The sequence below is a fragment of the Nonomuraea sp. NPDC049309 genome, from assembly GCF_043196965.1.
Lineage (GTDB): Bacteria > Actinomycetota > Actinomycetes > Streptosporangiales > Streptosporangiaceae > Nonomuraea > Nonomuraea fastidiosa.
The window spans coordinates 677,076-699,435 of the sequence record NZ_JBICSH010000003.1; the positions used below are offsets into that span (position 1 = coordinate 677,076).

General features: G+C 70.8%; 21 protein-coding genes. 10 read left to right on the top strand and 11 right to left on the bottom strand.

All coding sequences use genetic code 11. The features are described 5' to 3' along the window. Positions 1-24: 24 nt before the first annotated feature. Complete coding sequence (locus ACGFIM_RS23735) at positions 25-1,854, bottom strand: N-6 DNA methylase (protein WP_393203643.1); 1,830 nt, start codon at positions 1,852-1,854, stop codon at positions 25-27. Between the two features lie 76 nt (positions 1,855-1,930). Between ACGFIM_RS23735 and ACGFIM_RS23740 the strand changes: the two genes are divergently transcribed. Next, on the top strand, positions 1,931-2,701 hold the full coding sequence (locus ACGFIM_RS23740; RefSeq protein WP_393203645.1) for a PP2C family protein-serine/threonine phosphatase: 771 nt from the start codon (positions 1,931-1,933) through the stop codon (positions 2,699-2,701). 169 nt (positions 2,702-2,870) lie between these two features. Continuing rightward, entirely contained in the window at positions 2,871-3,590 is a 720-nt protein-coding gene (locus tag ACGFIM_RS23745) for a CHAP domain-containing protein (protein WP_393204174.1), read from the top strand. A 172-nt stretch (positions 3,591-3,762) separates the two neighbouring features. Here the strand turns inward: ACGFIM_RS23745 and ACGFIM_RS23750 are convergent, their stop codons facing one another. Beyond that, entirely contained in the window at positions 3,763-4,812 is a 1,050-nt protein-coding gene (locus tag ACGFIM_RS23750) for a glucose 1-dehydrogenase (RefSeq protein WP_393203647.1), read from the bottom strand. A 124-nt stretch (positions 4,813-4,936) separates the two neighbouring features. On the opposite strand from ACGFIM_RS23750, the gene icmF reads away from it, so the two are divergent. Together icmF and tpx are read left to right on the top strand one after the other, a co-directional pair. Then, the gene (gene icmF / locus ACGFIM_RS23755; RefSeq protein WP_393203648.1) at positions 4,937-8,149 is read left to right on the top strand and encodes a fused isobutyryl-CoA mutase/GTPase IcmF; all 3,213 of its coding nucleotides are present in this window, start codon (positions 4,937-4,939) and stop codon (positions 8,147-8,149) included. A gap of 294 nt (positions 8,150-8,443) precedes the next feature. Further along, positions 8,444-8,944 (top strand): thiol peroxidase, encoded by a 501-nt coding sequence (tpx, locus tag ACGFIM_RS23760; protein ID WP_364060804.1) that lies wholly within the window; start codon positions 8,444-8,446, stop codon positions 8,942-8,944. 291 nt (positions 8,945-9,235) lie between these two features. Here tpx and ACGFIM_RS23765 read toward each other — a convergent pair whose 3' ends face one another. Beyond that, positions 9,236-10,144 carry a TIGR03619 family F420-dependent LLM class oxidoreductase gene (locus tag ACGFIM_RS23765; RefSeq protein WP_393203651.1) on the bottom strand — a complete coding sequence of 303 codons (909 nt, stop codon included), beginning with the start codon at positions 10,142-10,144 and terminating at the stop codon, positions 9,236-9,238. A 4-nt stretch (positions 10,145-10,148) separates the two neighbouring features. Beyond that, positions 10,149-10,952 (bottom strand): SAM-dependent methyltransferase, encoded by an 804-nt coding sequence (locus tag ACGFIM_RS23770; protein WP_393203653.1) that lies wholly within the window; start codon positions 10,950-10,952, stop codon positions 10,149-10,151. 98 nt (positions 10,953-11,050) lie between these two features. Here ACGFIM_RS23770 and ACGFIM_RS23775 point away from each other — a divergent pair, with 98 nt between their 5' ends. Continuing rightward, the gene (locus ACGFIM_RS23775) at positions 11,051-11,803 is read left to right on the top strand and encodes a helical backbone metal receptor (RefSeq protein WP_393203654.1); all 753 of its coding nucleotides are present in this window, start codon (positions 11,051-11,053) and stop codon (positions 11,801-11,803) included. 19 nt (positions 11,804-11,822) lie between these two features. Here the strand turns inward: ACGFIM_RS23775 and ACGFIM_RS23780 are convergent, their stop codons facing one another. The 4 genes from ACGFIM_RS23780 to ACGFIM_RS23795 are packed head-to-tail and all read right to left on the bottom strand — an operon-like array spanning position 11,823 to position 16,118. Continuing rightward, positions 11,823-12,974 (bottom strand): ROK family transcriptional regulator, encoded by a 1,152-nt coding sequence (locus tag ACGFIM_RS23780; protein WP_393203656.1) that lies wholly within the window; start codon positions 12,972-12,974, stop codon positions 11,823-11,825. A gap of 3 nt (positions 12,975-12,977) precedes the next feature. Then, complete coding sequence (locus tag ACGFIM_RS23785) at positions 12,978-13,823, bottom strand: carbohydrate ABC transporter permease (protein ID WP_393203658.1); 846 nt, start codon at positions 13,821-13,823, stop codon at positions 12,978-12,980. Continuing rightward, entirely contained in the window at positions 13,810-14,754 is a 945-nt protein-coding gene (locus ACGFIM_RS23790) for a carbohydrate ABC transporter permease (protein ID WP_393203660.1), read from the bottom strand. The genes ACGFIM_RS23785 and ACGFIM_RS23790 overlap by 14 nt, the downstream gene beginning before the upstream one ends. After that, positions 14,751-16,118, bottom strand: a complete 1,368-nt coding sequence (locus tag ACGFIM_RS23795; protein ID WP_393203662.1) for an ABC transporter substrate-binding protein — start codon at positions 16,116-16,118, stop codon at positions 14,751-14,753. The genes ACGFIM_RS23790 and ACGFIM_RS23795 overlap by 4 nt, the downstream gene beginning before the upstream one ends. A 426-nt stretch (positions 16,119-16,544) precedes the next feature. On the opposite strand from ACGFIM_RS23795, the gene ACGFIM_RS23800 reads away from it, so the two are divergent. From ACGFIM_RS23800 to ACGFIM_RS23810, 3 genes are read left to right on the top strand one after another with little or no spacing between them, the layout of a single operon-like run. Next, positions 16,545-16,826, top strand: coding sequence for a hypothetical protein (locus ACGFIM_RS23800; RefSeq protein ID WP_393203664.1), 282 nt, complete (start codon positions 16,545-16,547; stop codon positions 16,824-16,826). A gap of 2 nt (positions 16,827-16,828) precedes the next feature. Continuing rightward, positions 16,829-17,614: a sugar phosphate isomerase/epimerase family protein gene (locus tag ACGFIM_RS23805; protein WP_393203666.1), complete on the top strand. Its 786-nt coding sequence runs from the start codon at positions 16,829-16,831 to the stop codon at positions 17,612-17,614. Then, positions 17,611-18,978: an amylo-alpha-1,6-glucosidase gene (locus tag ACGFIM_RS23810; RefSeq protein WP_393203668.1), complete on the top strand. Its 1,368-nt coding sequence runs from the start codon at positions 17,611-17,613 to the stop codon at positions 18,976-18,978. The genes ACGFIM_RS23805 and ACGFIM_RS23810 overlap by 4 nt, the downstream gene beginning before the upstream one ends. 10 nt (positions 18,979-18,988) lie before the next feature. On the opposite strand, the gene ACGFIM_RS23815 is transcribed toward ACGFIM_RS23810, so the two are convergent. Then, positions 18,989-19,783 carry a universal stress protein gene (locus ACGFIM_RS23815; protein WP_393203670.1) on the bottom strand — a complete coding sequence of 265 codons (795 nt, stop codon included), beginning with the start codon at positions 19,781-19,783 and terminating at the stop codon, positions 18,989-18,991. Positions 19,784-19,907: 124 nt separating this feature from the next. On the opposite strand from ACGFIM_RS23815, the gene ACGFIM_RS23820 reads away from it, so the two are divergent. After that, positions 19,908-20,165, top strand: coding sequence for a hypothetical protein (locus ACGFIM_RS23820; RefSeq protein WP_393203672.1), 258 nt, complete (start codon positions 19,908-19,910; stop codon positions 20,163-20,165). An 83-nt stretch (positions 20,166-20,248) separates the two neighbouring features. Continuing rightward, entirely contained in the window at positions 20,249-20,860 is a 612-nt protein-coding gene (locus ACGFIM_RS23825) for a phosphatase PAP2 family protein (protein WP_393203674.1), read from the top strand. Here ACGFIM_RS23825 and pip read toward each other — a convergent pair. Beyond that, entirely contained in the window at positions 20,791-21,756 is a 966-nt protein-coding gene (gene pip, locus ACGFIM_RS23830; RefSeq protein ID WP_393203676.1) for a prolyl aminopeptidase, read from the bottom strand. The two genes, ACGFIM_RS23825 and pip, sit on opposite strands and share 70 nt — an antisense overlap. A gap of 23 nt (positions 21,757-21,779) precedes the next feature. Further along, positions 21,780-22,355 carry a hypothetical protein gene (locus ACGFIM_RS23835; protein ID WP_393203678.1) on the bottom strand — a complete coding sequence of 192 codons (576 nt, stop codon included), beginning with the start codon at positions 22,353-22,355 and terminating at the stop codon, positions 21,780-21,782. Positions 22,356-22,360 lie beyond the last annotated feature (5 nt).

The window sequence follows — 22,360 nt, forward strand, 5'->3', positions numbered from 1 at the left end:
AGCCTTCCGGAGAAAACTACACCGTCAGGACTGCGGGTGCAGGTGGCCGTCGGCGAGGCCGTCCAGGCCCAGCCGGATCAGCGTGTGCCCCAGCGTGGAGGTCTCGCGGATGGCGTCCTCCAGCACGGCCAGTTGCCGGAACGCCGCGCCGTACGCCTTCTGCTCGCGCAACGACAGCCGGGGCAGCTTGGTACGGCGCACGTCGAACCTGCTGGAGCCGGTCGTCACCCGCCCGCCCGCGGCCCGCAGGAACCCGGCGAGGAAGTCGGGGTCGAGCCTGCGGCCGTCCACGCGGTAGAGCGTCAGGTGAGGACCCAGCACCGCGCCGCCGTCGGCCATCACGCGCACGGCGGAGTAGGAGGCCACGACGTCGCCCGGCTTGATCGGGACCAGGCCCTGCTGCATCGTCGTCGAGCCGGACGGCGAGCCGCCGTTGAGCAGGTCGTCGGAGGTCAGCACCGGGATGTCACCGCCGTCGGCGGCCATCTTGGGCGGCGCCTGCGAGGCCGTGACCAGGCCCTCCTTGATGAGGTCGCCGAGCGTGGTGGCGGGCTGGTCGAGCGGCTGGTCGAGCACCTTGAGGTCGGGCGGCGGCACCGCCGCGGCGGCGAGGAAGCGGTCGCGGGCCTCGGCGAAGGCCCGGCCCACGTCGTCGCGCCGCTGGTGGCGGGCCGGGGTCATGTCGACCTCGTCGGCCAGCAGGTCGATGATCCGCACGGTCTGGTCGCAGCGGTCCTCCATGTAGGCCTGCCAGGCCGGCTCCACCGTCGACAGGTCGGCCGTGGCGTCGAGGATCAGCACCTCCGACGGCGGGCGCTCACCGGCCTTGGGGCGGCGCAGCAGCCACAGGTCGCTGCCCGGCAGCGACACGACGGCCCGCAGCGCGCCCGCGCGCAGCAGGTTGGCGCGGATGCGGCGGCCCGCCTTGCGGCTGGCGGCGGCCGGCGGCATCAGGATGGCCACCAGGCCGCCCGGCTTGACGTGGGTGAGGCAGTGCTGCACCCAGGCCAGCTCGGGCTCGCCCCTGGGCGGCAGCCCGTACTCCCAGCGCGGGTCGCCGGTCAGCTCCTCATAGCCCCAGGCCCGCTCGCCGAACGGCGGGTCGCACACCACCGCGTCGGCCCGCTCGCCGGCGAAGCCGTCGCGCCGCATGGAGTCGCCGGCCACGATCGTCGCCTCGACGCCGCGCAGGCGCAGCCGGGAGGCGGCGATGGCGGCCGAGGTCTCGCTGAGCTCCTGGCCGAGGATGCGCGCGGCGCGGCTGGAGGCGAGCAGCAGCGTGCCCACGCCGCACGCGGGGTCGAGCACGGTCGCGCCCTCGGTGCCGACGAGCCGGACCATCAGCCCGGCGATGTCGTCGCGGGTGACCGAGAGCCGGCGCGAGTGCGCTTCGAGATAACGCTCACACAGGAACTCGTACGCGCGCAGCGGCCCGAGCTCGCCGCCCAGCTGGAGTATGAGGTCGGTCAGCTCGGGATCGAGCGCTCCGGCACCGTCGTGACCTGCGCTTTCGCCGCCGGGACCGGCGGCAGGACGCGGGCCGTCGCCGTCGCCGGCGACCTGGGCCGCCCTGGTCAGCAGCGCCCCGGCCTGGGCCACCAGCTCGCCCAGATGCAAATCTCCCGCGGCTTTCAGGCGTTGCCAGGCACGATCTCCCAGGGAGACCTGGTAGGACTTCCCATAGCGGCGTAGCCATGACTCGACCTGCCGCAGCGAGAACAGCGGCTGGTTGGCGGTGCCGCCGATGGGCTGGGGGAAGTCGTCGTGGCGACGGCGCCAGTTGCTCACCGCGGCCCGCCCGACGCCGGCGAGCCGGGCGATGTCCCCGGCGTTGACGGTCGGGTCGTGGCTCATGGAGCCCACAGTAGTTCACAAGAGTCTTCAGCGCATCTGCTTGTGAAGTCTTTCAACCAATGATTTACTGCAGGGTATGAAGCACAACATCCGCTATGCCGCCGGATCAGACGTGGGCCGCCGCCGGGAGCAGAACGAGGACTCCGGCTACGCGAGCGGCCGGTTGCTCGTGGTGGCTGACGGGATGGGTGGACACGCGGCCGGCGAGCTTGCGAGCTCGGCGGTGATCGCCGTCATGCGCGAGCTGGACGCCACGCTTCCCGAGACGGGCTCCGACCTTGAGGCGGCCCTGGAGGGCGCCGTGCACGAAGCGGGGCGCAGGCTGGTCGAGCTGGCCGACATCGACCCGGCGCGCAGAGGGATGGGCACCACGGTGACCGCCATGCTCTGGGACGGCTACCGCTTCGCTCTGGCTCATCTCGGTGACTCCCGCGGATACCTGCTTCGCGATGGTGCTCTCTACCAGATGACCAAGGATCACACACTCGTGCAGTCGATGGTGGACGAAGGGCGCATCACGGAGGACCAGGCCGCCGTCCACCCCCGCCGGTCGATGGTGCTGCGCGTGCTGGGCAGCGAGGGCAGGGCGGAGCCGGACATGGCGCTGCGCGAGGCCGAGCCTGATGACCGCTACCTCCTTTGCTCCGACGGGCTCACGACGGTGCTCGGGCCCGAGGTTCTGCACGAGGTCCTGACCACGGTGGCAGAACCCGCGGCGGCCGTCCAGCGGCTCATCGATCTCGCTAACGAGGGCGGCTCGCCCGACAACGTGACCGTGATCGTGGCCGACGTGGTCGCGCCGGGCGCGGGCGATGCGAACGTCTACCGCGTGGGCGCCGGCTCCTAAGAGTCGTAGTAGCTCGTCACATCCGCCACAGGAGCAACACGGCCGAAATTTCGGCTCATAGGGTGACACTTTCCGGGTGACCCGCGCGCTTCCGCGATGGCGCTACTACAGTCCATCGTGATTCGCCTGTTTTCTGGGAGGAGTCACTCTGGACCCGATCGCGGACAAGCTGCTCAAGACGGCGCGGCAGGAACTCGGATACAAGGAGAAGAAGGGCCAGTACACCAAGTTCGGCCAGTGGTACGCCGATCGCGTCCAGGACAGCCAATACCGCGACGCACCGTGGTGCGACATGTTCCTCGCCTGGGCCGCGAACAAGGCCGGCGTCTCCGAGTACGTCGGGGAGTTCGCCTGGACGCCCTCCCACGCGGCCTGGTTCATCCAGAAGGGCGCGTGGAGCAAGAAGCCCGAGCCCGGCGCGCTCGTCTTCTTCGACTGGCGCGGCGGCAAGAGCTACAAGGGCATCGACCACGTCGGCATCGTCGAGCGGGTGGCCGGCAAGAAGATCCACACCATCGAGGCGAACGTCGACCGCGTCTGGCTCAAACGCAAGGTCAGGACGACCGACAAGGTCGTCGGCTACGGCATCCCGCGCCTGGTGAAGGCCAACGCGGAGCTGAACGAGATCCGCTCGACCGAGCAGCCCTTCATCTCGCCGCCCAGGTCGCAGACCGGGCAGGGCACGCCGTTCGACTTCTTAGGCACGCCCGTCGCGTTACTCGCCGCGATGGTGCTCACCACGATCGTCCTCTCGCTGCGGCTGACCGGCCGCCGCGGCGCACACCGCCGGCTCTCCTGGTCGTGGTCCCCGCGTTCCCGCTCCGCCGCCCAGGACGTGCGGCGCGTCCCGGCCTCCGCGAACCCCTTCGCCGCCGAGAGCCCCCCCTGAGCGCAGGCCCGTCAGGAAGGTCCCTGCGCCGCCGCACACCTCGCGTCCCAGGGCTCAGAGCTTCCAAGGCGCCCCGCAGGCCGCCCGTCCCGCGCGCACGCCGGTCCCCGCCGGGTCCGCGCCCGAGCCCGCCGCCAGGAGACGCAGGCCGTACGAGCGGAGCTGAGAGGGCTCAGGACGTCAGGTCGATGACCGCCTTGACGTCCTCGGCCGGCTCGAACGCCTCCAGCGCCCGCGTCAGCGGCACCCGCCGGGTGATGAGCCGCCCCAGCCACTCCGCATCGGCCTGGGCCAGCGCCGCCGCCGCGGCCCTGAAGTGCCGCAGGTTCGCGTTCACCGTCCCGAAGACCACGTCGTTCTCCAGCACGATCTCCCGGTTCATCACGCCCGCGTCCACCCGGTGCGCCCGCCCGCCGGGAGCCAGGCCGCACAGGCACACGATGCCGGCCGCCGCCGTGGTCGTGAGCGAGTCGATGACGAGCCGCCCCGCGCCCGTGCACTCGATGATGATGTCCGGCTTGGCCTCCAGGAAGTCCTCCAGCGTCGAGGACGAGTGGTAGATCGCGCCCAGCTCCTCCACCAGGCTCGACTTGAGCCCGTGCGGGGCGCGGTCGAGCACGTGCACCTCCAGGCCGCGCTGCCGTCCGAGCAGCGCCGCGAGCAGCCCGATCGGCCCCGCCCCCGTCACCAGCAGCGTGCGCGGCTCGAACCAGGACCGCGAGCCGATCCGCTCGATCTGCTCCCACGCCTTGGCCACCACGGAGGCGGGCTCGACCAGCACGCCGAGCTCGCCCAGGGCGGGATCGATCCGGACGGCGTAGGCGGCCTCGATGGTCCACAGCTCGCTGCCGAAGCCGTCGAGTTCCTTGATGCCCCGCTCGGTGTAGCCGCCGTTGCGGCACATGTCGAACTCGCCGCGCTTGCAGGCGCCGCACGGCTCGGGGTCGGGGCGGCGTACGACGCCCACCACCAGGTCGCCGGGCGAGAACGCCGAGCCGTCCGGCGACCGCAGCACCCGGCCGAGCGACTCGTGCCCGATGACCATGCGCTCCTTTCCCGGCGGCGGCCAGCCGTAGGCGCCCTGTTCCAGCTCTCTGTCGGTCCCGCAGATGCCCAGCGCGAGCCCCTGGACGAGCAGCTCGCCCTGGCCGGGCTCGGGGTCGGGCACCTCCTGCACCTCCAGCGTGCCCTTGCTTCCCGGCACGAACGTCAGCGCGCGCATCGCGTCACCTCCTGCCAGCCCCTTACCCCGGACACTGTCGGGAAATAGTAGGACGTCCTACTATCAAGAAAGTAGGACGTCCAAATATCTTGGGGGAGAAGCCTCCACGAAGGAGTGATCAGGCGTGCACGTCCCGGTACACCCCGTCCGCTTCGTGACCGCCGCGGCCCTGTTCGACGGGCACGACGCGGCGATCAACATCATGCGGCGCATCCTCCAGGCCCAGGGCGCGGAGGTCATCCACCTCGGGCACAACCGCTCGGTCGACGAGATCGTCACGGCCGCCATCCAGGAGGACGTCCAGGGCGTGGCGATCAGCTCCTACCAGGGCGGGCACGTCGAGTTCTTCACCTACCTGGTCGAGCTGCTGCGCGAGCGCGGCGCGGGCCACATCAAGGTGTACGGCGGCGGCGGTGGCGTCATCGTCCCCGAGGAGATCGAGCTGCTCCACTCGCGCGGCGTCGCGCGCATCTTCTCGCCCGAGGACGGCCAGCGCTACGGCCTGCCCGGCATGATCAACCAGCTCATCCAGGAGTGCGACGTCGAGCTGGGCGACCCGCCGCCGGTCGAGGCCGTCATGGCGGGCGACCAGGCGGCGCTGGCCCGCGCGATCACCCTCATCGAGAGCGGCCGGGCCCCCGCCGAGCTGCTGGAGGGCATCAGGAACGCCACCGACCGCCGCGCGCCCGTCCTCGGCATCACCGGTACGGGCGGCTCCGGCAAGTCCTCGCTCACCGACGAGCTGGTCCGCCGCTTCCGCATCGACCACGACGACAAGCTGCGCATCGCGATCATCGCCATCGACCCCACCCGCAGGCGCGGCGGCGGCGCGCTGCTCGGCGACCGCATCAGGATGAACAGCCTGGGCCCCCAGACCTACTTCCGCTCCCTGGCCACCAGGGGCGCCGCCAGCGAGGTGCCCGCCTGCATCGACGACGTCATCGCCGCCTGCCGGGCCGCCGGCCACGACCTGGTGATCGTCGAGACGCCCGGCATCGGCCAGGGCGACGCGGGCATCGTGCCGCACGTGGACGTGCCGATCTACGTCATGACGCCCGAGTTCGGCGCGGCCTCGCAGCTCGAGAAGATCGACATGCTCGACTTCGCCGAGGCCGTGGTGATCAACAAGTTCGAGCGGCGCGGCGCCGAGGACGCCCTGCGCGACGTGCGCCGCCAGCTCGTACGCAACCGCGAGGCGTTCGGCGTCTCGCCCGAGGACATGCCGGTCTTCGGCACCATCGCCGCCCGCTACAACGACACCGGCGTCACCGCCCTCTACCACCACCTCAAGCCGCTGCTGCCGACCGGCGCCTCAGGCCCCGGGCTGCTGCCCAAGGTCGAAGGCCGTACCTCGAAGGTCGCCGAGGCCATCGTGCCGCCGTCCAGGAGCCGCTACCTGGCCGAGATCGCCGAGACCGTGCGCGCCTACCACGCCGAGACGCGGGCGCAGGCCGAGGTGGCCAGGCGCAGGCAGCAGCTCGCCGCCGTACGCGAACTCCTGGGTGAGGACGCCCCCGAGTCCGGCCGGCTCGCCGAGCTGGCCGAGCAGGCCGAGCGCGAGCTGAGCGACGAGAGCCGCGCCCTGCTCGAGGCCTGGCCCGGCATCAAGGAGCGCTACTCCAGCGACGAGCTGGTGGTGAAGGTCCGCGACCGGGAGATCCGCACGCCGCTGTGGCGCGAGACGCTCTCCGGCAACCGCATCCCCCGCGTCGCCCTGCCCCGCTACACCGACCACGGCGAGCTGCTGCGCTTCCTGCGCGGCGAGAATCTGCCCGGCATGTTCCCGTTCACCGCGGGCGTGTTCCCGTTCAAGCGCGACGACGAGGAACCGACCAGGATGTTCGCCGGCGAGGGCGACCCGTTCCGCACCAACAGGCGCTTCAAGCTGCTCTCGGAGGGCCAGCCCGCGACCCGGCTGTCCACCGCGTTCGACTCCGTCACCCTCTACGGCCACGACCCCGACCCGCGGCCCGACATCTACGGCAAGGTCGGCACGTCCGGCGTCTCCGTCGCCACCCTCGACGACATGAAGGTGCTCTACGACGGGTTCGACCTGTCCGCGCCCAACACGTCGGTGTCGATGACCATCAACGGCCCCGCGCCGACCATCCTCGCGTTCTTCCTCAACACCGCCATCGACCAGGCCAGAGACCGCTTCCGCGCCGAGCACGGCCGCGAGCCCGACGAGCGCGAGGACCGCGAGCTGCGCGCCCGCACCCTGGCCACCGTCAGGGGCACCGTGCAGGCCGACATCCTCAAGGAGGACCAGGGGCAGAACACCTGCATCTTCTCCACCGAGTTCTCGCTGCGGATGATGGCCGACATCCAGGAATGGTTCATCCGCAACGGCGTCAGGAACTTCTACTCGGTCTCCATCTCCGGCTACCACATCGCCGAGGCGGGGGCGAACCCCATCAGCCAGCTCGCGTTCACGCTGGCCAACGGGTTCACGTACGTGGAGGCGTACCTGGCCAGAGGTATGAAGGTGGACGACTTCGCGCCCAACCTGTCGTTCTTCTTCTCCAACGGCATGGACCCCGAGTACAGCGTGCTCGGCCGGGTCGCCCGCCGCATCTGGGCCATCGCCATGCGCGAGCGGTACGGCGCGGGCGAGCGCTCGCAGAAGCTGAAGTACCACATCCAGACCTCCGGGCGGTCCCTGCACGCCCAGGAGATGAACTTCAACGACATCCGCACCACGCTGCAGGCCCTCATCGCCATCTACGACAACTGCAACAGCCTGCACACCAACGCCTACGACGAGGCCGTGACCACGCCGTCCGCCGAGTCGGTGCGCCGCGCCATGGCCATCCAGCTCATCATCAACCGCGAATGGGGCCTGGCCAAGAACGAGAACCCGCTGCAGGGGTCGTACATCATCGACGAGCTGACCGACCTGGTCGAGGAGGCGGTGCTCGCCGAGTTCGAGCGGCTGTCCGACCGCGGCGGCGTGCTCGGCGCCATGGAGACCGGCTACCAGCGCGGCCGCATCCAGGACGAGTCCATGCTGTACGAGACCCGCAAGCACGACGGCTCCCTGCCCATCATCGGCGTCAACACCTTCCGCAACCCCGCCGGCTCCGACGACTCCGACCCGCACAAGCTGGAGCTGGCGCGCGGCACCGAGGAGGAGAAGCGCTCCCAGCTCGAACGGCTGCGCGCCTTCCACGAGCGGCACCGCTCCGAGGCGCCCGTCCACCTCGCCCGGCTCCGCGAGGCCGCCATGTCGGACGGCAACCTCTTCGAGGTGCTGATGGAGGCGGTCAGGCACTGCTCGCTCGGCCAGATCACCGACGCCCTCTTCGAGGCCGGCGGCCAGTACCGCCGCAACATCTGACCACCCACGGCCCGCCCCGCCCGCTTCGGCACCTGCGCCGCACGCGGGCCGGGGCGTTGAGCGCGGAGCCCTCTTCAGGGCGTTCGCCTGTCCCGGCTGGAAGGTGCGTGCGCGTGGGGCTGACTCACGGCGTTCGCGCCGCCCACCGGAGCCGTGCGAGGGAGCCTCAGCGGGCGGGGCGGGCGGAATCATCGGCGGACGGCGGACTGGCGGTGCGGGGTTCACCGGTCACGGGCGTCGATAGGATCGCGCTGCTGGGCACGATCTCGGCACCATCGCTAACAGGAGGTTTTCATGTCCGACGTCACCTTCAAGGGCACCCCGATTACGGTCGGCGGCACCTTCCCGCAGGCCGGCGACACCGCGCCCGCGTTCCGCCTGGTGGGCAAGGACCTGTCCGAGCGCACGCTCGACGACTTCGGCCAGAAGACCAAGGTGCTCAACATCTTCCCGAGCATCGACACGGGTGTCTGCGCGGCCTCCGTGCGCCGCTTCAACGAGATCGCCGCCGAGCACCCCGACGTGGCCGTGCTGTGCATCTCGGCCGACCTGCCGTTCGCCCAGGGCCGCTTCTGCGGTGCCGAGGGCCTGGAGAACGTCACCACGCTCTCGCTGATGCGCGGCCGCGAGTTCCTCACCGACTACGGCGTGGCGCAGGAGTCCGGCCCGCTGGCCGGTCTCGCCGCCCGCGCGGTGATCGTCCTCGACGGCGACAACAAGGTGGTCTACTCCCAGCTCGTGCCGGAGATCACCCAGGAGCCCGACTACGACGGCGCCCTCGCCGCCCTCAAGTGATCCGCTGAGGACTCCGGGCCCGCCTGCCCTCACACCCCGAGCCAGGCGGGCTCTCCCACACCCGGCCCTTTGCGCCCGGACCTTCCATCCGGCTGCGCGTCCGGCTCTCCGTTCACGGGCTCTCCGTTCACGGGCTCTCCGCTCACGGGCTCTTCGCGCGGCGGCTGTTCGCCCGGGGCGGGCTTCTCATGCGGTGGCGCGCGACCGGGAGCCCTGTGCGCGGCTGCTTCCCCGGCCCTTCCCGGCCGGGCGGGCGAGTGCGCGACCCGGCCGGCGCTCGTGCGGCCGGGGTCAGCCGAGACGGGTGGTGAGTTCGTCCTGGAAGGACTTGGCGAGGTCGAGCATGTGCTGGTCGTCGGTGGCGGTGTGCTGGAGGTCGATGATCAGTTCGTGCGCACCGCCCGCCTCCACGGCCTCGGCGAGGTAGGCGCTGATCTCGGCCACCGTGCCGCTCCGCGGCGGCGTGCCGTCGTCGGTGATGATCGGGTTGGCGCGCAGGATCATGCGCAGCGCGCCGGGATCGCGCCCGGCCTCCTCGGCGGCGTGGCACACGGTCTGCCACATCGACGTCAGCACGGGGATGGGCAGCGTGGCGGTCAGCCAGCCGTCGCCGCGCCTGCCGATGCGGCGCAGCGCGGGCTCGGCGAAGCCCGCGAGGTAGAGCGGCGGGCGGCGGGCCGGTTTGGGCTCGATGTGGCTGGGCGGGATCGACCACAGGTCGTGCTCGAACGACACCGGATCGGTGGTCCAGATGGCCTCGAGCGCGTCGAGGGTGGCGTCGTAGCGGCGGGCACGGTCCTGCCACGGTACGCCGGCGGCGGCGTACTCGTCGGACGACCAGCCGAGCCCGAGCCCGGCGTCGAGACGGCCGCCGCTCAGGTGGTCGATGGTGGTGAGGGAGCGGGCGAGCACGGCGGGGGCGTACCAGCAGGCGTTCAATGCGCTGGTGCCGAGGCGTACGGACGTGGTGACGGACGCGGCGACCGACAGCACCGAGAACGGGTCGAGGAAGACCCGGTGCGCCTCGGGGATGGAGCCGTCGCCGCCGGGATAGCGGTCCTTCGGCCGGACGGGGGTGAGCAGCCGGTCGCCTGCCCACAGGCTGTGGAAGCCCATCTGCTCGGCCGCCCGCGCCACCTCCAGCACGCTGGCGAGCGAGGCGAACCTGCCGTACTGCGGAACGGCCAGCCCGACGCGCATGTGCTCAGTCCTTCCTGCCGACGCCGCACAGGATGAGCGACGAGGCGGGATTGTCCATGAAGTCGATGACGTCGGCCTGCTCGGGCCGCCATTCGGGCAGCCACACCAGGCCGGGGTCGACGAGCGTGAAGCCGGTGAACAGCTCGCGGATGCGCTCCCTGTCGCGCAGCACGAGCGGGGCGCTGGCGCTCTGGTAGACCTGGGTGCCCTGGCTGACGGCCTCGGCCCTGGCGTCGCTGGTGCCGTGGGACATCACGAGGTAGCTGCCGGGCGCGAGGGCCTCGCGCAGGGTGGCCATGATCTCGTCGGGCCGCTCCTCCTCCTTGATGAAGTGCATGATCGCCACCAGCAGCAGGCCGACGGGCTTGCTGAAGTCGATGGTGGCGCGCACCTCGGGGTGGTCGAGGATGGCCGCGGGCTCGCGCAGGTCGCCCTCGATGACCGTGGTGTCGCCCTGGCCGGCGAGCAGCGCCCTGGCGTGCACGAGCACGACGGGGTCGCGGTCGACGTAGACCACCTTGGCGTCGGGCACGACCTTCTTCGCCACCTCGTGGACGTTGCCCTGGGTGGGCAGGCCGGTGCCGATGTCGAGGAACTGCGTGATGCCGGCCTCGGCGAGGTGGCGCACGGCCCGGCCGAGGAAGGCGCGGTTGGCCCTGGCGGCGGCTCGCAGCTCGGGGGCGACCTTGAGGATGCGCTCGGCAGCCTCGCGATCGGCGGGGAAGTTGTCCTTGCCGCCGAGGTAGTAGTCATAAAGCCGGGCCACGCTTGGCGTGTTGGGGTCGAAACCGAGCGACTCGTGCTCCAACCGTCGTCCCCCCGATCATCGAGTGGAAGATCTTCAGCTTGAGTCTACGGCCCGCAGCCGACGAATTGATCACAAAGTCGTGGATCTACGCTGTCAATGTGGATGACACCGGCACGGCCGTCAAGATTCCCGGCGAAGTACGGCGAATCGTCTCGCTGGTGCCGTCGCTGACCGAGTCGGTGGCGGCCACGGTGCCGCACGCGCTGGTCGGGGCCACGAAGTGGTGCACGCATCCGGCGGATCTCGACGTGGCGCGGGTGCGCGGCACCAAGAATCCCGATCTCGATGCGATCAGGCGGCTGCGGCCCGACGTGGTGCTCGCCAACGCCGAGGAGAACCGCCCGTCCGACATCGAGGCGCTGCGCGAGTCGGGCATCGCGGTCTGGGTGACGAAGATCGCGACGCTGGAGGAGGCGTTCGCGTCGCTGGAGCGGATGTTCGTGCACGCCTGCCGTACGGATCCGCCGGACTGGCTGGCTCGGGCGCGCGAGGCGTGGCGGGAGCCCTGGGACGGCCCGAGGCGTACGGCGATCGTCCCCATCTGGCGGCGGCCCTGGATGGTGGTGGGCCGCGACACGTTCACCGGCGACGTGCTGCGGCACCTCGGCGTGGACAACCTGTACGCGGACCACCCCGAGCGCTACCCCAAGATCCCGCTCGGCGAGCTGAACGCCCGCCGCCCCGACCTCGTGGTGCTGCCCGACGAGCCCTACGCCTTCAGCGCGACCGACGGTCCCGAGGCGTTCCCTGGTCTGAGGTGCGTGCCGGTGAGCGGGCGGCTGCTCACGTGGTACGGCCCCTCGCTGGTGGAGGCCGCGGGGGAGCTGCGCCGCACCCTGGCGCCGGCCTGACGCGCCGCGTCCCGGGCGGCTAACCGGCCTCGGCGGCGGCGAGGGCGGCGTCCACGGCCGCCGCCGACAGCACGTGCTCCATGACGAGCACCGCCATGCCCACGATCCCGGCCCGCTCGCCCAGCGTCCCGGTGACGATGGGCAGGTTGCGGGTCGTGTACGGCAGGCTCCGGCGGTAGACGCTCTCGCGGATGCCGGTCAGGTAGTGCTCGCCGGTGCGCGCCATGTCGCCGGAGAGCACGAGCACGCCGGGGTTGAGCAGGCTGACCGCGGTGGCGAGCACGACGCCGAGCGTGTGCCCGGCCTCCTGCACGCGGGCGATAGCGTCCGGGTCGCCCGCCTGCACGAGCTTGACCACCTCGCGGCTGGAGCCGGCGCCGAGGTCGGCGGCCAGGGCCTGCCCGCTGGCCAGCGAGGCGACGCAGCCGCGCGAGCCGCAGGTGCAGACGCGGTCGTCGGTCTCGCTGAGGCGCACGTGGCCGATGTTGCCCGCCGCGTCCTCGACGCCGCGGTGGATCCGGCCGTCGAGGACGATGCCGGCGCCGATGCCGGTGGAGACCTTGACCAGGACGAGCGCCGCGGTGCCGCGCCATGACGACCACCATTCGCCGAGCGCCATCGCGTTGGCGTCGTTCTCGACCAGGATGGGCACGTCGTACGACTCGCCGATGGCCTCGCGCACCGGGTGGTCGTCCCAGCCGGGCATGAGGAACGACCTGATGACGTGCCCGGAGGCGTGGTCGACCGAGCCGGGCACGTCGAGCCCGATGCCGCACACGTCGCGGGCGGGCCGCCCGGCCCTGTCGAGCATGCGCTGGAACGCCTCGCGCACCCACGACAGCACCGCCTCGGGGCCCAGCTCGATGCGCATGTCGGCGTGCTCTTCCGCCATGGGGCGGGCGGTCAGGTCGGTGAGCGCCACCCTGGCGTGGGTGGCGCCCAGGTCGGCCACCAGGATGAGCCGGCTGGCGGCGTGGACGTCGAGCACCGACGGCGGCCGCCCGCCGCCGGAGGCGCCGACGCCCGACTCGTGGATGTATCCGGCGGCGATGAGGCGATCGACCCGCTCGGTGATGGTGGAGCGGGACAGGCCGGTGTGCTCGATGAGCTCTTTGCGGGTGCGGCAGGAGCCGTTGCGGATGAGCTGGAGGATCTGCCCTGCCGTCAGCATGGTCTATCCCTTCTCTGCTCCTGCGGTGAGGCCCTCCGTCAGCAGCCGCTCACTGGCGAAGAACACGATCACGATGGGCAGCGTGAGCACCACCGACCCCGCCATCAAGACCGTCGTGGGGATCTCGATGCTTCCGGCGAGCTGCGAGAGCCCCAAGGACACCGTCCAGCTCTCCCTATGGTCCACGAGGAAGAGCAGGGCGAACAGGAACTCGTTCCACGCGATCATGAACGCGTAGAGGCCGGTGGCCATCAGGGCGGGCTTGGACAGGGGCAGCACCACCCGCCAGATGGTCGACAGCCTCGAGCATCCGTCGATCGCGGCCGCTTCCTCCACGCTCTGCGGCACGGTCTCGAAGTAGTTGCGGAGCATGTATACCGTGACCGGCACCGTCTGCGCGATATAGACGAGGATCAGGCCGGCGAGGGATCCGCGCAGGCCGATCATGGTGAAGAACACGAACAGCGGGATCGCCAGCACGATCGCGGGAAACAGGTAGACCGCGAGGAAGAGGAAGTGCACCTGGCGGCGGCCGAAGAAACGCAGCCGCGCCACCGCGTACGCGCCGGGTATCGACACCAGCAACGTGACCGCCACCGACACGACCGCGACGATCGTGCTGTTCCTGAGGAACGTCAGGAAGCCCTGCCGGGTCAGCACGTCCGCGTACGGTTCGAGGGTGAAGGCGGACGGCCAGAGCGAGCCGGGCTCCAGGATCAGCTCCTGGATGTCGCGTACGGACAGCATCACCATGTAGAGGAACGGGAACCCGGTGATCAGGAAGAGGAACGCGATCACCAGCGGCTTGACCGCCCGCAGCAGCGCCCGTTCGAACCTATCCCTGCTCACGCTCGCCTCCCGCGAAGAACCTGAGATAGATCGCCAGGAAGACGACCAGGAACACGGCCAGCACGATCGCCTGCGCGGCGGCGGCGCCGATGTCGTCGCGCGAGGTGAGGAAGTTGTAGACGCGCACGCTGACCACCTCGGTGCCGGCGCCGCCGCCGGTCAGCAGGTAGACGTCGTCGAACTTGGTGAAGGTGAAGACGAACCGCAGCACCGACAGCAGCGCGATGATGCGCCACAGCTGCGGCATGATCACGTAGCGGAAGCGCTGGGTGGGGGTCGCGCCGTCCACGATGGCGGCCTCGTCCAGCTCCTTGGGCAGCGCCTGCAGCCGGGCCAGGATGAACAGGAACGCGAACGGGAAGTACCGCCAGGCCTCGAAGGCGATGACGGTGAGCAGCGCGACGGGCACCTGCACGCCGAGGAACTCGCCCCTGGCCTGGGTGAGGAACGCGATCGGCTCGGCCAGCCAGGTGTTGACGATGCCGTACTGCGGGTTGAGCATCGTCTCCCACAGGAAGGTCACGGCCACCACCGGGGCCACGTACGGGATGAGGATCGCGGCCCTGACCAGCGTGCGCCCCCTGAACCTGTCGCGCAGCGCCAGCGCCGTGACCAGCCCGATCGCGATCGACAGCGCCGTGCCGGCGACGGTGTAGACGAGCGTGTTGACCAGCGACGACCAAAAGCCCGGCTCGGAGACCACGTACGCGAAGTTCTCCAGCGTGTAGTTCCCGAACAGGCCCGACTGCCTGATGTTGATCAGCCGGACGTCCTGGAACGCCAGCATGATCGCCCACAGCAGCGGCAGCACCACCACGACCAGCGTGATGATCAGCGTCGGCGAGATGAGCACGGCCCCGGCGCGGCTCTCCTGCTGCCGCAGCGTGCGCCCGCGCGGCCGGGACACGGGGTCGATGCGGCCGGCGGTCACTCGCGGATCCCGCGCTTGATGCTCTCGACCTCGCGCTTGGCCTGCGCGGCGGCGGCCTGCGGGGTCAGCGAGCCGTCGACGAGCATGCTGAGCGCCTTGGGCACGGGCAGCTCGCCCATCGTGGCGCCGACCAGCTTGCCCTGGCCCTGCGAGATGCCCCAGCGGGCGATGGTGCCGGGGCTCTTGCGCAGGGCGTTGAGCACGTCGCCGGGGTAGACGTCGGCGAGCGGCTTCTTGGTGTCGACGCCGGCGGGCAGCGCGTCCCACTTCTCCTCGAAGCCCTTGCGGATGGGGAACTTGCCCTCGGGCGCCATGCCGATCCAGCGCTCGTAGCCCTCGTTCATCATGTACGTCACGAACGCGCTCGCCGGTTCCTTGGCGGCGTCGCGGGTGATCGCCCAGGAGACGATCTCGCCGTACTGCGCGGGTGCGCTGCCGTCGGGGCCCTTGAGCGCGGTGACGACGCCGGTGTTCTCGGCCAGCCACTGGGGGTTCCCGCGGCACTGCGGGCAGCTCGGCAGCGCGTCCTTGCGCAGGCCGGCGAGCTCGTCGAGGATGAACGACGACCAGATCGTCATGGCCGCCTTCCCCGAGAAGTAGGTGGCCCTGGTGGAGTCGACGTCCTGCTTGCCCTTGACCGACAGGTTCCGCGCCAGGTTCGCGTAGAACTCGAACGCTCTGGTGCACTGCGGCGAGTCGAGCGTCACGTTGCCCGAGCCGTCCACCAGCTCGCAGCCGTTGGCCTGGGCGATGTGCTCGAAGCTCTGCGCGGTGAAGGTGTCCTTGGGCGCGATGGCGAGCGTGATGCCGGCGACCCCGCCGGTGTTGAGCCTGGTCGCGGCCTCCTGCAGCGCCTCGTAGGTGTCGGGCGGCCGCAGCCCGGCCGCCTCGAAGAGGTCCTTGCGGTAGAGGATGAGCTGTGCCCAGCCGTCGCTGGGCACCGCGAGCAGCGTCTGCCCCGAGCTGTCCAGCTCCAGGGCGCGCGGCGAGAACGTGCCGCGGCCCAGCCGGTCGACGATCCGCCCCGGTGTCTCGGTGTCGAGCAGGTCGCCGGCCTCCAGCTCGCGTACGGAGGCGAGCGGCAGCGCCCCGATGACGTCCGGCAGGTCGCCCGCCGCGGCGGCGGCCGTGATGGTCTGGCTGAACTGGTCCTCGGCCACGCCGACCAGCTTCACCTTGATCCCGGTCTTCCTGGTGAACTCGGTGGCGATGGCGTTCTGCACGGCCATCCGGTCCTCGAGGTTCTCCTCGGTCCAGACCGTGATCTCGTCGCCCGCCGATCGCCCACCGTCGTCGCCGCAGGCCGCGAGCGAGACGGCGGCCAGCAGGGCGACGGAGAGGACGGCGGTCACCTTCGTCGGCATGGCACGCTCCTCCGGTCGGGATAAGCCGCACTTACCCCTGCACGAGGTGCCGCAACGTGCGATAAGCGATTGTCGCGGATCGCTTCAGTCAGGTATGCGTGAAGATTCTTCGCATGCGCTCGCTCACCGCTTTGTCAAAAGAATCTACCTCGGTGTACTTGTGGTGATCAGGAGTCGCAGACCCGCTGCGACCAGGGCCTTGTGGCACTGTCGCGCCGCCCGGCAGGTAGCGCCGGTAAGGCCGCTTTCCGGAAGACACGCGGTCACAAACCCCAATTTCATCAGCAACCTCCGGTGGAAGTCGTAGACTTATGCGTGTCACCGGCGCAACTAGTGCTTGCAAACAATCACTAAAGCTTCGTCTTTTGTTTGATCATTAAGCGTAAGTGGTGGGGAATGCGCACATCGCCTTCGAAAAGACGGGCCGTGTCCGCGCCGGCCTGCCCACCGGTCGCGCGCCGGACACCGCGCGGGACGCTGCGTCGGACATCGCGTTGGACGCTGCGTCGGACACTGTGCGGGCCCGCACGCCACGCCGAGCTCGAAGGCCACCCGCCGCCGCCCGGCGCCGACCCGCTGACCGGTGTCCTCGCCCGCGTCGGCGCCGCCCGCGCGCCCGCCGCCGGGTCCTGCCGGGGCGCGGCCTTCGGCCTGCTCGACAAGCACCGGTCCGAGGTGCTTCAGCTCGTCTTCGAATTCAAGGAGTGACCGTGAAGCTCGCCGTACAGGAGCAGCTGCTGCCCGGCCGCAGCCTGCAGGAGAAGTTCGCCTTCGCCGTCGACGCCGGCTTCGACGCCATCGAGCTGCGCGGCAAGGGCGACTTCCACTTCGCCGGCAGGCTCACCGAGCTCAAGCGCGCGCGGGCCGACGGCGTCGTCATGCCGACGGTCTGCGTGGACATGCCCCACTTCATCGGCGACTTCGACCCGGCCAAGCGCAAGGACGCCATCCAGCAGCTCAGATCGCAGCTCACGGTCATCGGCGAGCTGGGCGGCATCGGCGTCATCACCCCGGCCTCCTGGGGGCGGTTCTCCCGCAGGCTGCCGCCGTTCGAGCCGCCGCGCAGCCCCGAGGAGGACCGCGAGGTGCTGGCCGAGGCGCTCGGCATCCTCGGCGAGCACGCGCAGCGCAACGGCGTGCTGATCATGCTGGAGCCGCTCAACCGGTACGAGAACCACATGGTCAACACCCTGGCCGAGGCGGTGTCGTACTGCTCGATGGACTCGATCAGGATCGTCGGCGACACCTACCACATGAACATCGAGGAGGACGACCCCTGCCGGGCCCTCATCGACGCCGCGCCCTGGCTCGCGCACATGCAGATCGGCGAGTCCAACGGGAACCAGCCCGGCACCGGCCACCTCGACTGGGGCGCCCAGCTCGCGACGCTCGACGCCGTGGGTTACGACGGTTATCTCGCGCTCGACTGCCGCCTGCGCGGCGAACCCGAGATCGTCCTGCCCCAGACCGCCGCCTTCATCAGGAAATACCTATGATCCTCCGCGACGCCGTGCGCGTCCTGGTCGGCAACTGGGACGGCAGCTACACGGTCCCCTCCCGTCGCCTCTACCCCCACCAGTGGAGCTGGGACTCCGCGTTCGTGGCGATCGGCAACGCCCGCCTGTCGCCGCGCCGGGCGAGGACGGAGCTCCTGACGCTGTTCGGTGCGCAGTGGAGCGACGGCCGGGTGCCGCACATCGTGTTCAACCCCGAGGTGCCCGAGGGCGCCTACTACCCGGGCCCCGCCTTCTGGGCCGCGCGGGCGCCCTCCGGCGTGCGCACCTCGGGCATCGTGCAGCCGCCCGTGCACGCGCTGGCCGCCTGGAAGACGTACCTCGCCGAGCCCGACCACGCCTTCCTGCGGCGCATCTACCCGCGTCTGGTGGCCCAGCAGGAGTTCCTGCGGGCCCAGCGGCGCTCGCCCGAAGGGCTCATCGCGATCCTGCACCCCTGGGAGTCGGGCATGGACAACAGCCCGGCCTGGGACGTGCCGCTGGCCGCGGTGGACGCGCCGTCCGGCGGGTTCGTGCGCAGGGACCTGGAGGCGGTCAGCGCCGACGAGCGGCCCACCGACCGCGACTACGCCCGCTACATCGCGCTGGCCGAGTCCTACCGCGAGTCCGGCTACACCGATCCCGGGGCGTTCCGGGTGGAGGATCCGCTGTTCAACGCCGCGTACGGGCTGGCCGAGTCGGCGCTCGCCGGCATCGCGCGGGTGCTCGGGCTCGACCCCGGGCCGCACGAGCGCGAGGCCGCCGCCGTCACCTCCGCCATGGTCGAGCACCTGTGGGACGGCGGGCTCTTCCAGGCCCGCGACGTGCGCACCGGCAAGCTCGTCGAGTCCGCGAGCGCGGCCGGGCTGACCCCGCTCGTGCTGCCCGATCTGCCCGATGAGGTGGCCGGCGCGCTGATCACGACCGCGCTCGACCGGTTCGGGCTGGCGGACAAGCCGCTGCCCAGCTACGCCGTCGACGCGGCCGACTTCGACCCCGCCCGCTACTGGCGCGGCCCGAGCTGGATCAACCTGAGCTGGCTCGTCTGGCACGGGCTCAGGGACCGCCGCCCCGACCTCGCCGCCTCGGTGGCCGACGCCATGCGGCGGGCGGTGTACCGGTCGGGCTTTCGCGAGTACTTCGACCCGTTCACCCTGCGCGGCCACGGCTCGCGCGACTTCAGCTGGTCGGCCGCCCTCATCCTCGACCTCGTCGCAGAGCACAGCCTGCACGCGGCCGAGCCGGCCGGCCGCGAGCTCTGCGAACAGGCCTGGAGCTTCGCCGAACGCGGCGAGGTGGGTCACGACGAGGTGGGGCACGACGAGGTGGGCACGAGGTGCCGGCGTAGCGCCTGCACGAGCCGGTGATCGGGCGCCGCTAGCCGAAGCCGCGCGGCAGCACCGTGACCGGGCGGGGGGAGGCGCGCAGCACCTTCATCGCCAGCTCGCCCAGGAACACCCGGTGCGGCTGGGCGTCCTCGCTCGCCGCGCACACCAGCAGCTCGCCGTCCAACCATTCGGCGCCGGCCATCGCGGCGGCGACGTCGTGTCCCTCGGCCACCTCGGCCTCCGCCTCGATGCCGGTGGTCTCCCAGGCCAGCCGCACCGCCAGCGCGAGATCGTCGCGGAGCCTGCCCTGATCCTCGGTGCGCAGGTCCAGCGTGATCAGCCGCAGCGGCACGCCGAGCCGCAGCGCGGCCTGCGCCACCTGCTCGACCGCGGCGTCGCACTGCGGCCGGTGCACGTACGCCAGCGTGAGCCTGGCCGGCTCGTCGGGCGGGACGTAACCGGCGGGCGCCAGCATCACCGCCTCGGGCGACATGTGCAGCAGGTGGTCGGCGGTCGAGCCGATCGTGATGCGGCCGTGCTGCCCGCCGTCCGCCGACCCGACCACGATCAGGTCGGCCTTGATCCTGCTGGCCAGCACCGCGAGCCCGCGTCCGGTGCCCCTGCTTTCGAACGTGATGAACTCGGCGGGAACCGGCCCCAGCTCCTCGGCCGCGTGCGCCAGGTTGGCCTGCGCCTCGACCGCCAGACCCGGGCTGTTCGGCGGGTAGATCGTGGCGACGGTCAGCTCGCCACCGGTGACACGGGTGATCGCGGCGGACAGGGCGAGGGCGTCCCGCCCGCCCGGGTCGTTCGCATAACCGACGATCACGTGCGCTCCGATCACGAAGGCCCTCTTACCCGCTCTCACCTGGGAATACGCGGCCTAGATCCGAATGTTTCACACGTTCGGAGGCGTAAAGAACGTGAAGATCACTCTTGATACCCGTTTCAACGGGTCTCTTGGCCCCGTGACCCTTCGTGAAGCGGTTCAGCAGCTCAGGGAACGGGATCTCGCCTGTACGGTCGCCGCCGACCAGGTCGACAAGAAGGTCACCGTCTTCGCCGACTGCGTCGAGCGCGGCTTCACCCCGCTGCGCAGCGAGATCATGGCCGCCTACTACGTCGCCGAGCGCGACGCCACCACCGAGGCGTTCGACCGCGGGCTGATCAGCCGCGCCGAGCTGGAGGCGAAACACGAGGCTCTGGCGCGTCAGCTCCTGACTTGACGACATTCACCCCTATGGTGGAGGCGTTGGCGGCTTCCTGTTCGTAAGGTGCTGTCCATCGGATATTCATCGATTGGACAGGCGTGTATCAGGACATCGTCGACTTCGCTCTCAGCACCCCCGCATGGCTGCACACCGTCGCCGAGATAGGCACGGACGCGGGACTCTTCGTGTTCGCGTTGCTCTTCGTCGCGGCCGCGGTGCGGGCCTGGCGGGGGCCCGCGCGTGACCTGGCGCTGGTCGTCGCCGGGCCGGCCGGGATCGTGCTCGCGTACGTGCTCAGCGAGGTCATCAAGGTGTTCGTGAAGGAGGACCGGCCGTGCCGGGGCGGGATCGCGACGATCGCCGCCTGCCCGCCGCCGGACGACTGGTCCTTCCCCAGCAACCACTCCGTGATCGCCGCCGGCGCCGCGGCCACCCTCATGCTGTGCTGGCGCGCCCTGGCCTGGGTGGTCTTCCCGCTGGCCGCCGTCATGGCGTTCTCGCGGGTCTTCGTGGGCGTGCACTACCCGCACGACGTGGCCGCGGGCTTCCTGCTCGGCGTGACCTTGGCGCCGCTGTTCGCGCTGCTCGTGGTGGGGGCGGTCACCCCCGCCGTACGGCTGTTGCGCGCCCGGCTGCCCCGCTACTTCCCGGAGTCCGCGAACCCGTCCGTGGCCGCGATCAACCGGTCGAGGATGCCCGGCTCCGAGTAGGCGTGCCCGGCCCCGGCCACCACGTGGAACTCCGCCTCGGGCCACGCCTTGTGCAGGTCCCAGGCCGTGGCCACGGGCGTGCACATGTCCTGGCGGCCCTGGACGATCACCGCGGGGATGTGCCGGATCTTGTGCACGTCGCGGATGAGCTGCTCGGGCTCGAACCAGCCGCCGTGGACGAAGTAGTGGTTCTCGATCCGCGCGAACGCGATCGCCTTGCGCTCCTCGCCGAAGTCGTCCACCAGCTCGGGATCGGGCAGCAGCGTGACCGTGCCGCCCTCCCACTGTGACCACGCCCTGGCCGCCGCCAGCCGGGCCGCGTCGTCGTCGCCCTCCAGCCGCCGGTGGTAGGCGGCCATGAGGTCGCCGCGCTCGTCCTGCGGGATCGGCTCCAGGAACCGCTCCCACAGGTCGGGGAAGACGTACGAGGCGCCCTCCTGGTAGAACCAGTGCAGCTCCTGCGGGCGCAGCGTGAAGATGCCGCGCAGGATCAGCTCGGTCACCCTGCCTGGGTGCGTCTGGGCGTAGGCGAGGGCCAGCGCGCTGCCCCACGATCCGCCGAACACCTGCCACCGCTCGATGCCCAGGTGCTCGCGCAGCCGCTCCATGTCGGCCACCAGGTGCCAGGTCGTGTTCGTGCTCAGGTCGGTTTCCGGGTCGGAGGCGTGCGGCAGGCTGCGGCCGCAGTTGCGCTGGTCGAACAGGACGATGCGGTAACGCTCGGGATCCCACTGGCGCCGGTGGTTCGCGCTGCACCCGCCGCCGGGACCGCCGTGCAGCATGACCGCGGGCTTGCCTTCGGGGTTGCCGCAGACCTCGTAGTAGATCTGGTTGCCGTCGCCCACGTCGAGCAGGCCGGAGTCGTACGGGTCGATGGGCGGGTACAGAGTTCTCATACGCCCAGATCCTGCCGCATCGGTCACGGAGACCACGTGTGCCGGCCGAGGAAGCCCCGTTCGCCGGTCGCGTACTCGTGGAACGCCTGGCGGACCTCGGCCAGCTCCTCCACCATCGTCCGGACCAGCGTCCCCTCCTTGTACTCCAGCTCGTACCCGGGCGACACCTGGATGAAGTGCCGCCCGAAGTTGACGAGGGCGACGAACGGGTTCTGCGCCGACATCGTGCCGAGCACGTCGTGCACGAGCCCGAGATCCGGGTCGTGCACGATCATGCCGTCTCCGGTGTGGAGCTGCATGCCCTCGTAGACGCCGAGCGGCGCGACGTTGTGCACCAGGTCGCGCTGCGGGTCGTAGCAGACCATGCCGTGCGCGCGGGCCACGGTGAAGACCTGCGCGGAGACCTCGTCCATCGTGTCGAGGTCCATCGTCACCAGCACGTGCCCGGGGTAGAGCGTGATCTCCCCCGGGAGTTCCTTGGCGACGTCGGGTACGGGGCCGCCGCCGGGCTCGGTCCGCTTGACCGCCAGGTACGTCGCGCGCGCCTGATCCCTGCTGATCGGCACCGGTTCGTCCCAGACCATCAACTCAACGCTCATCGGTC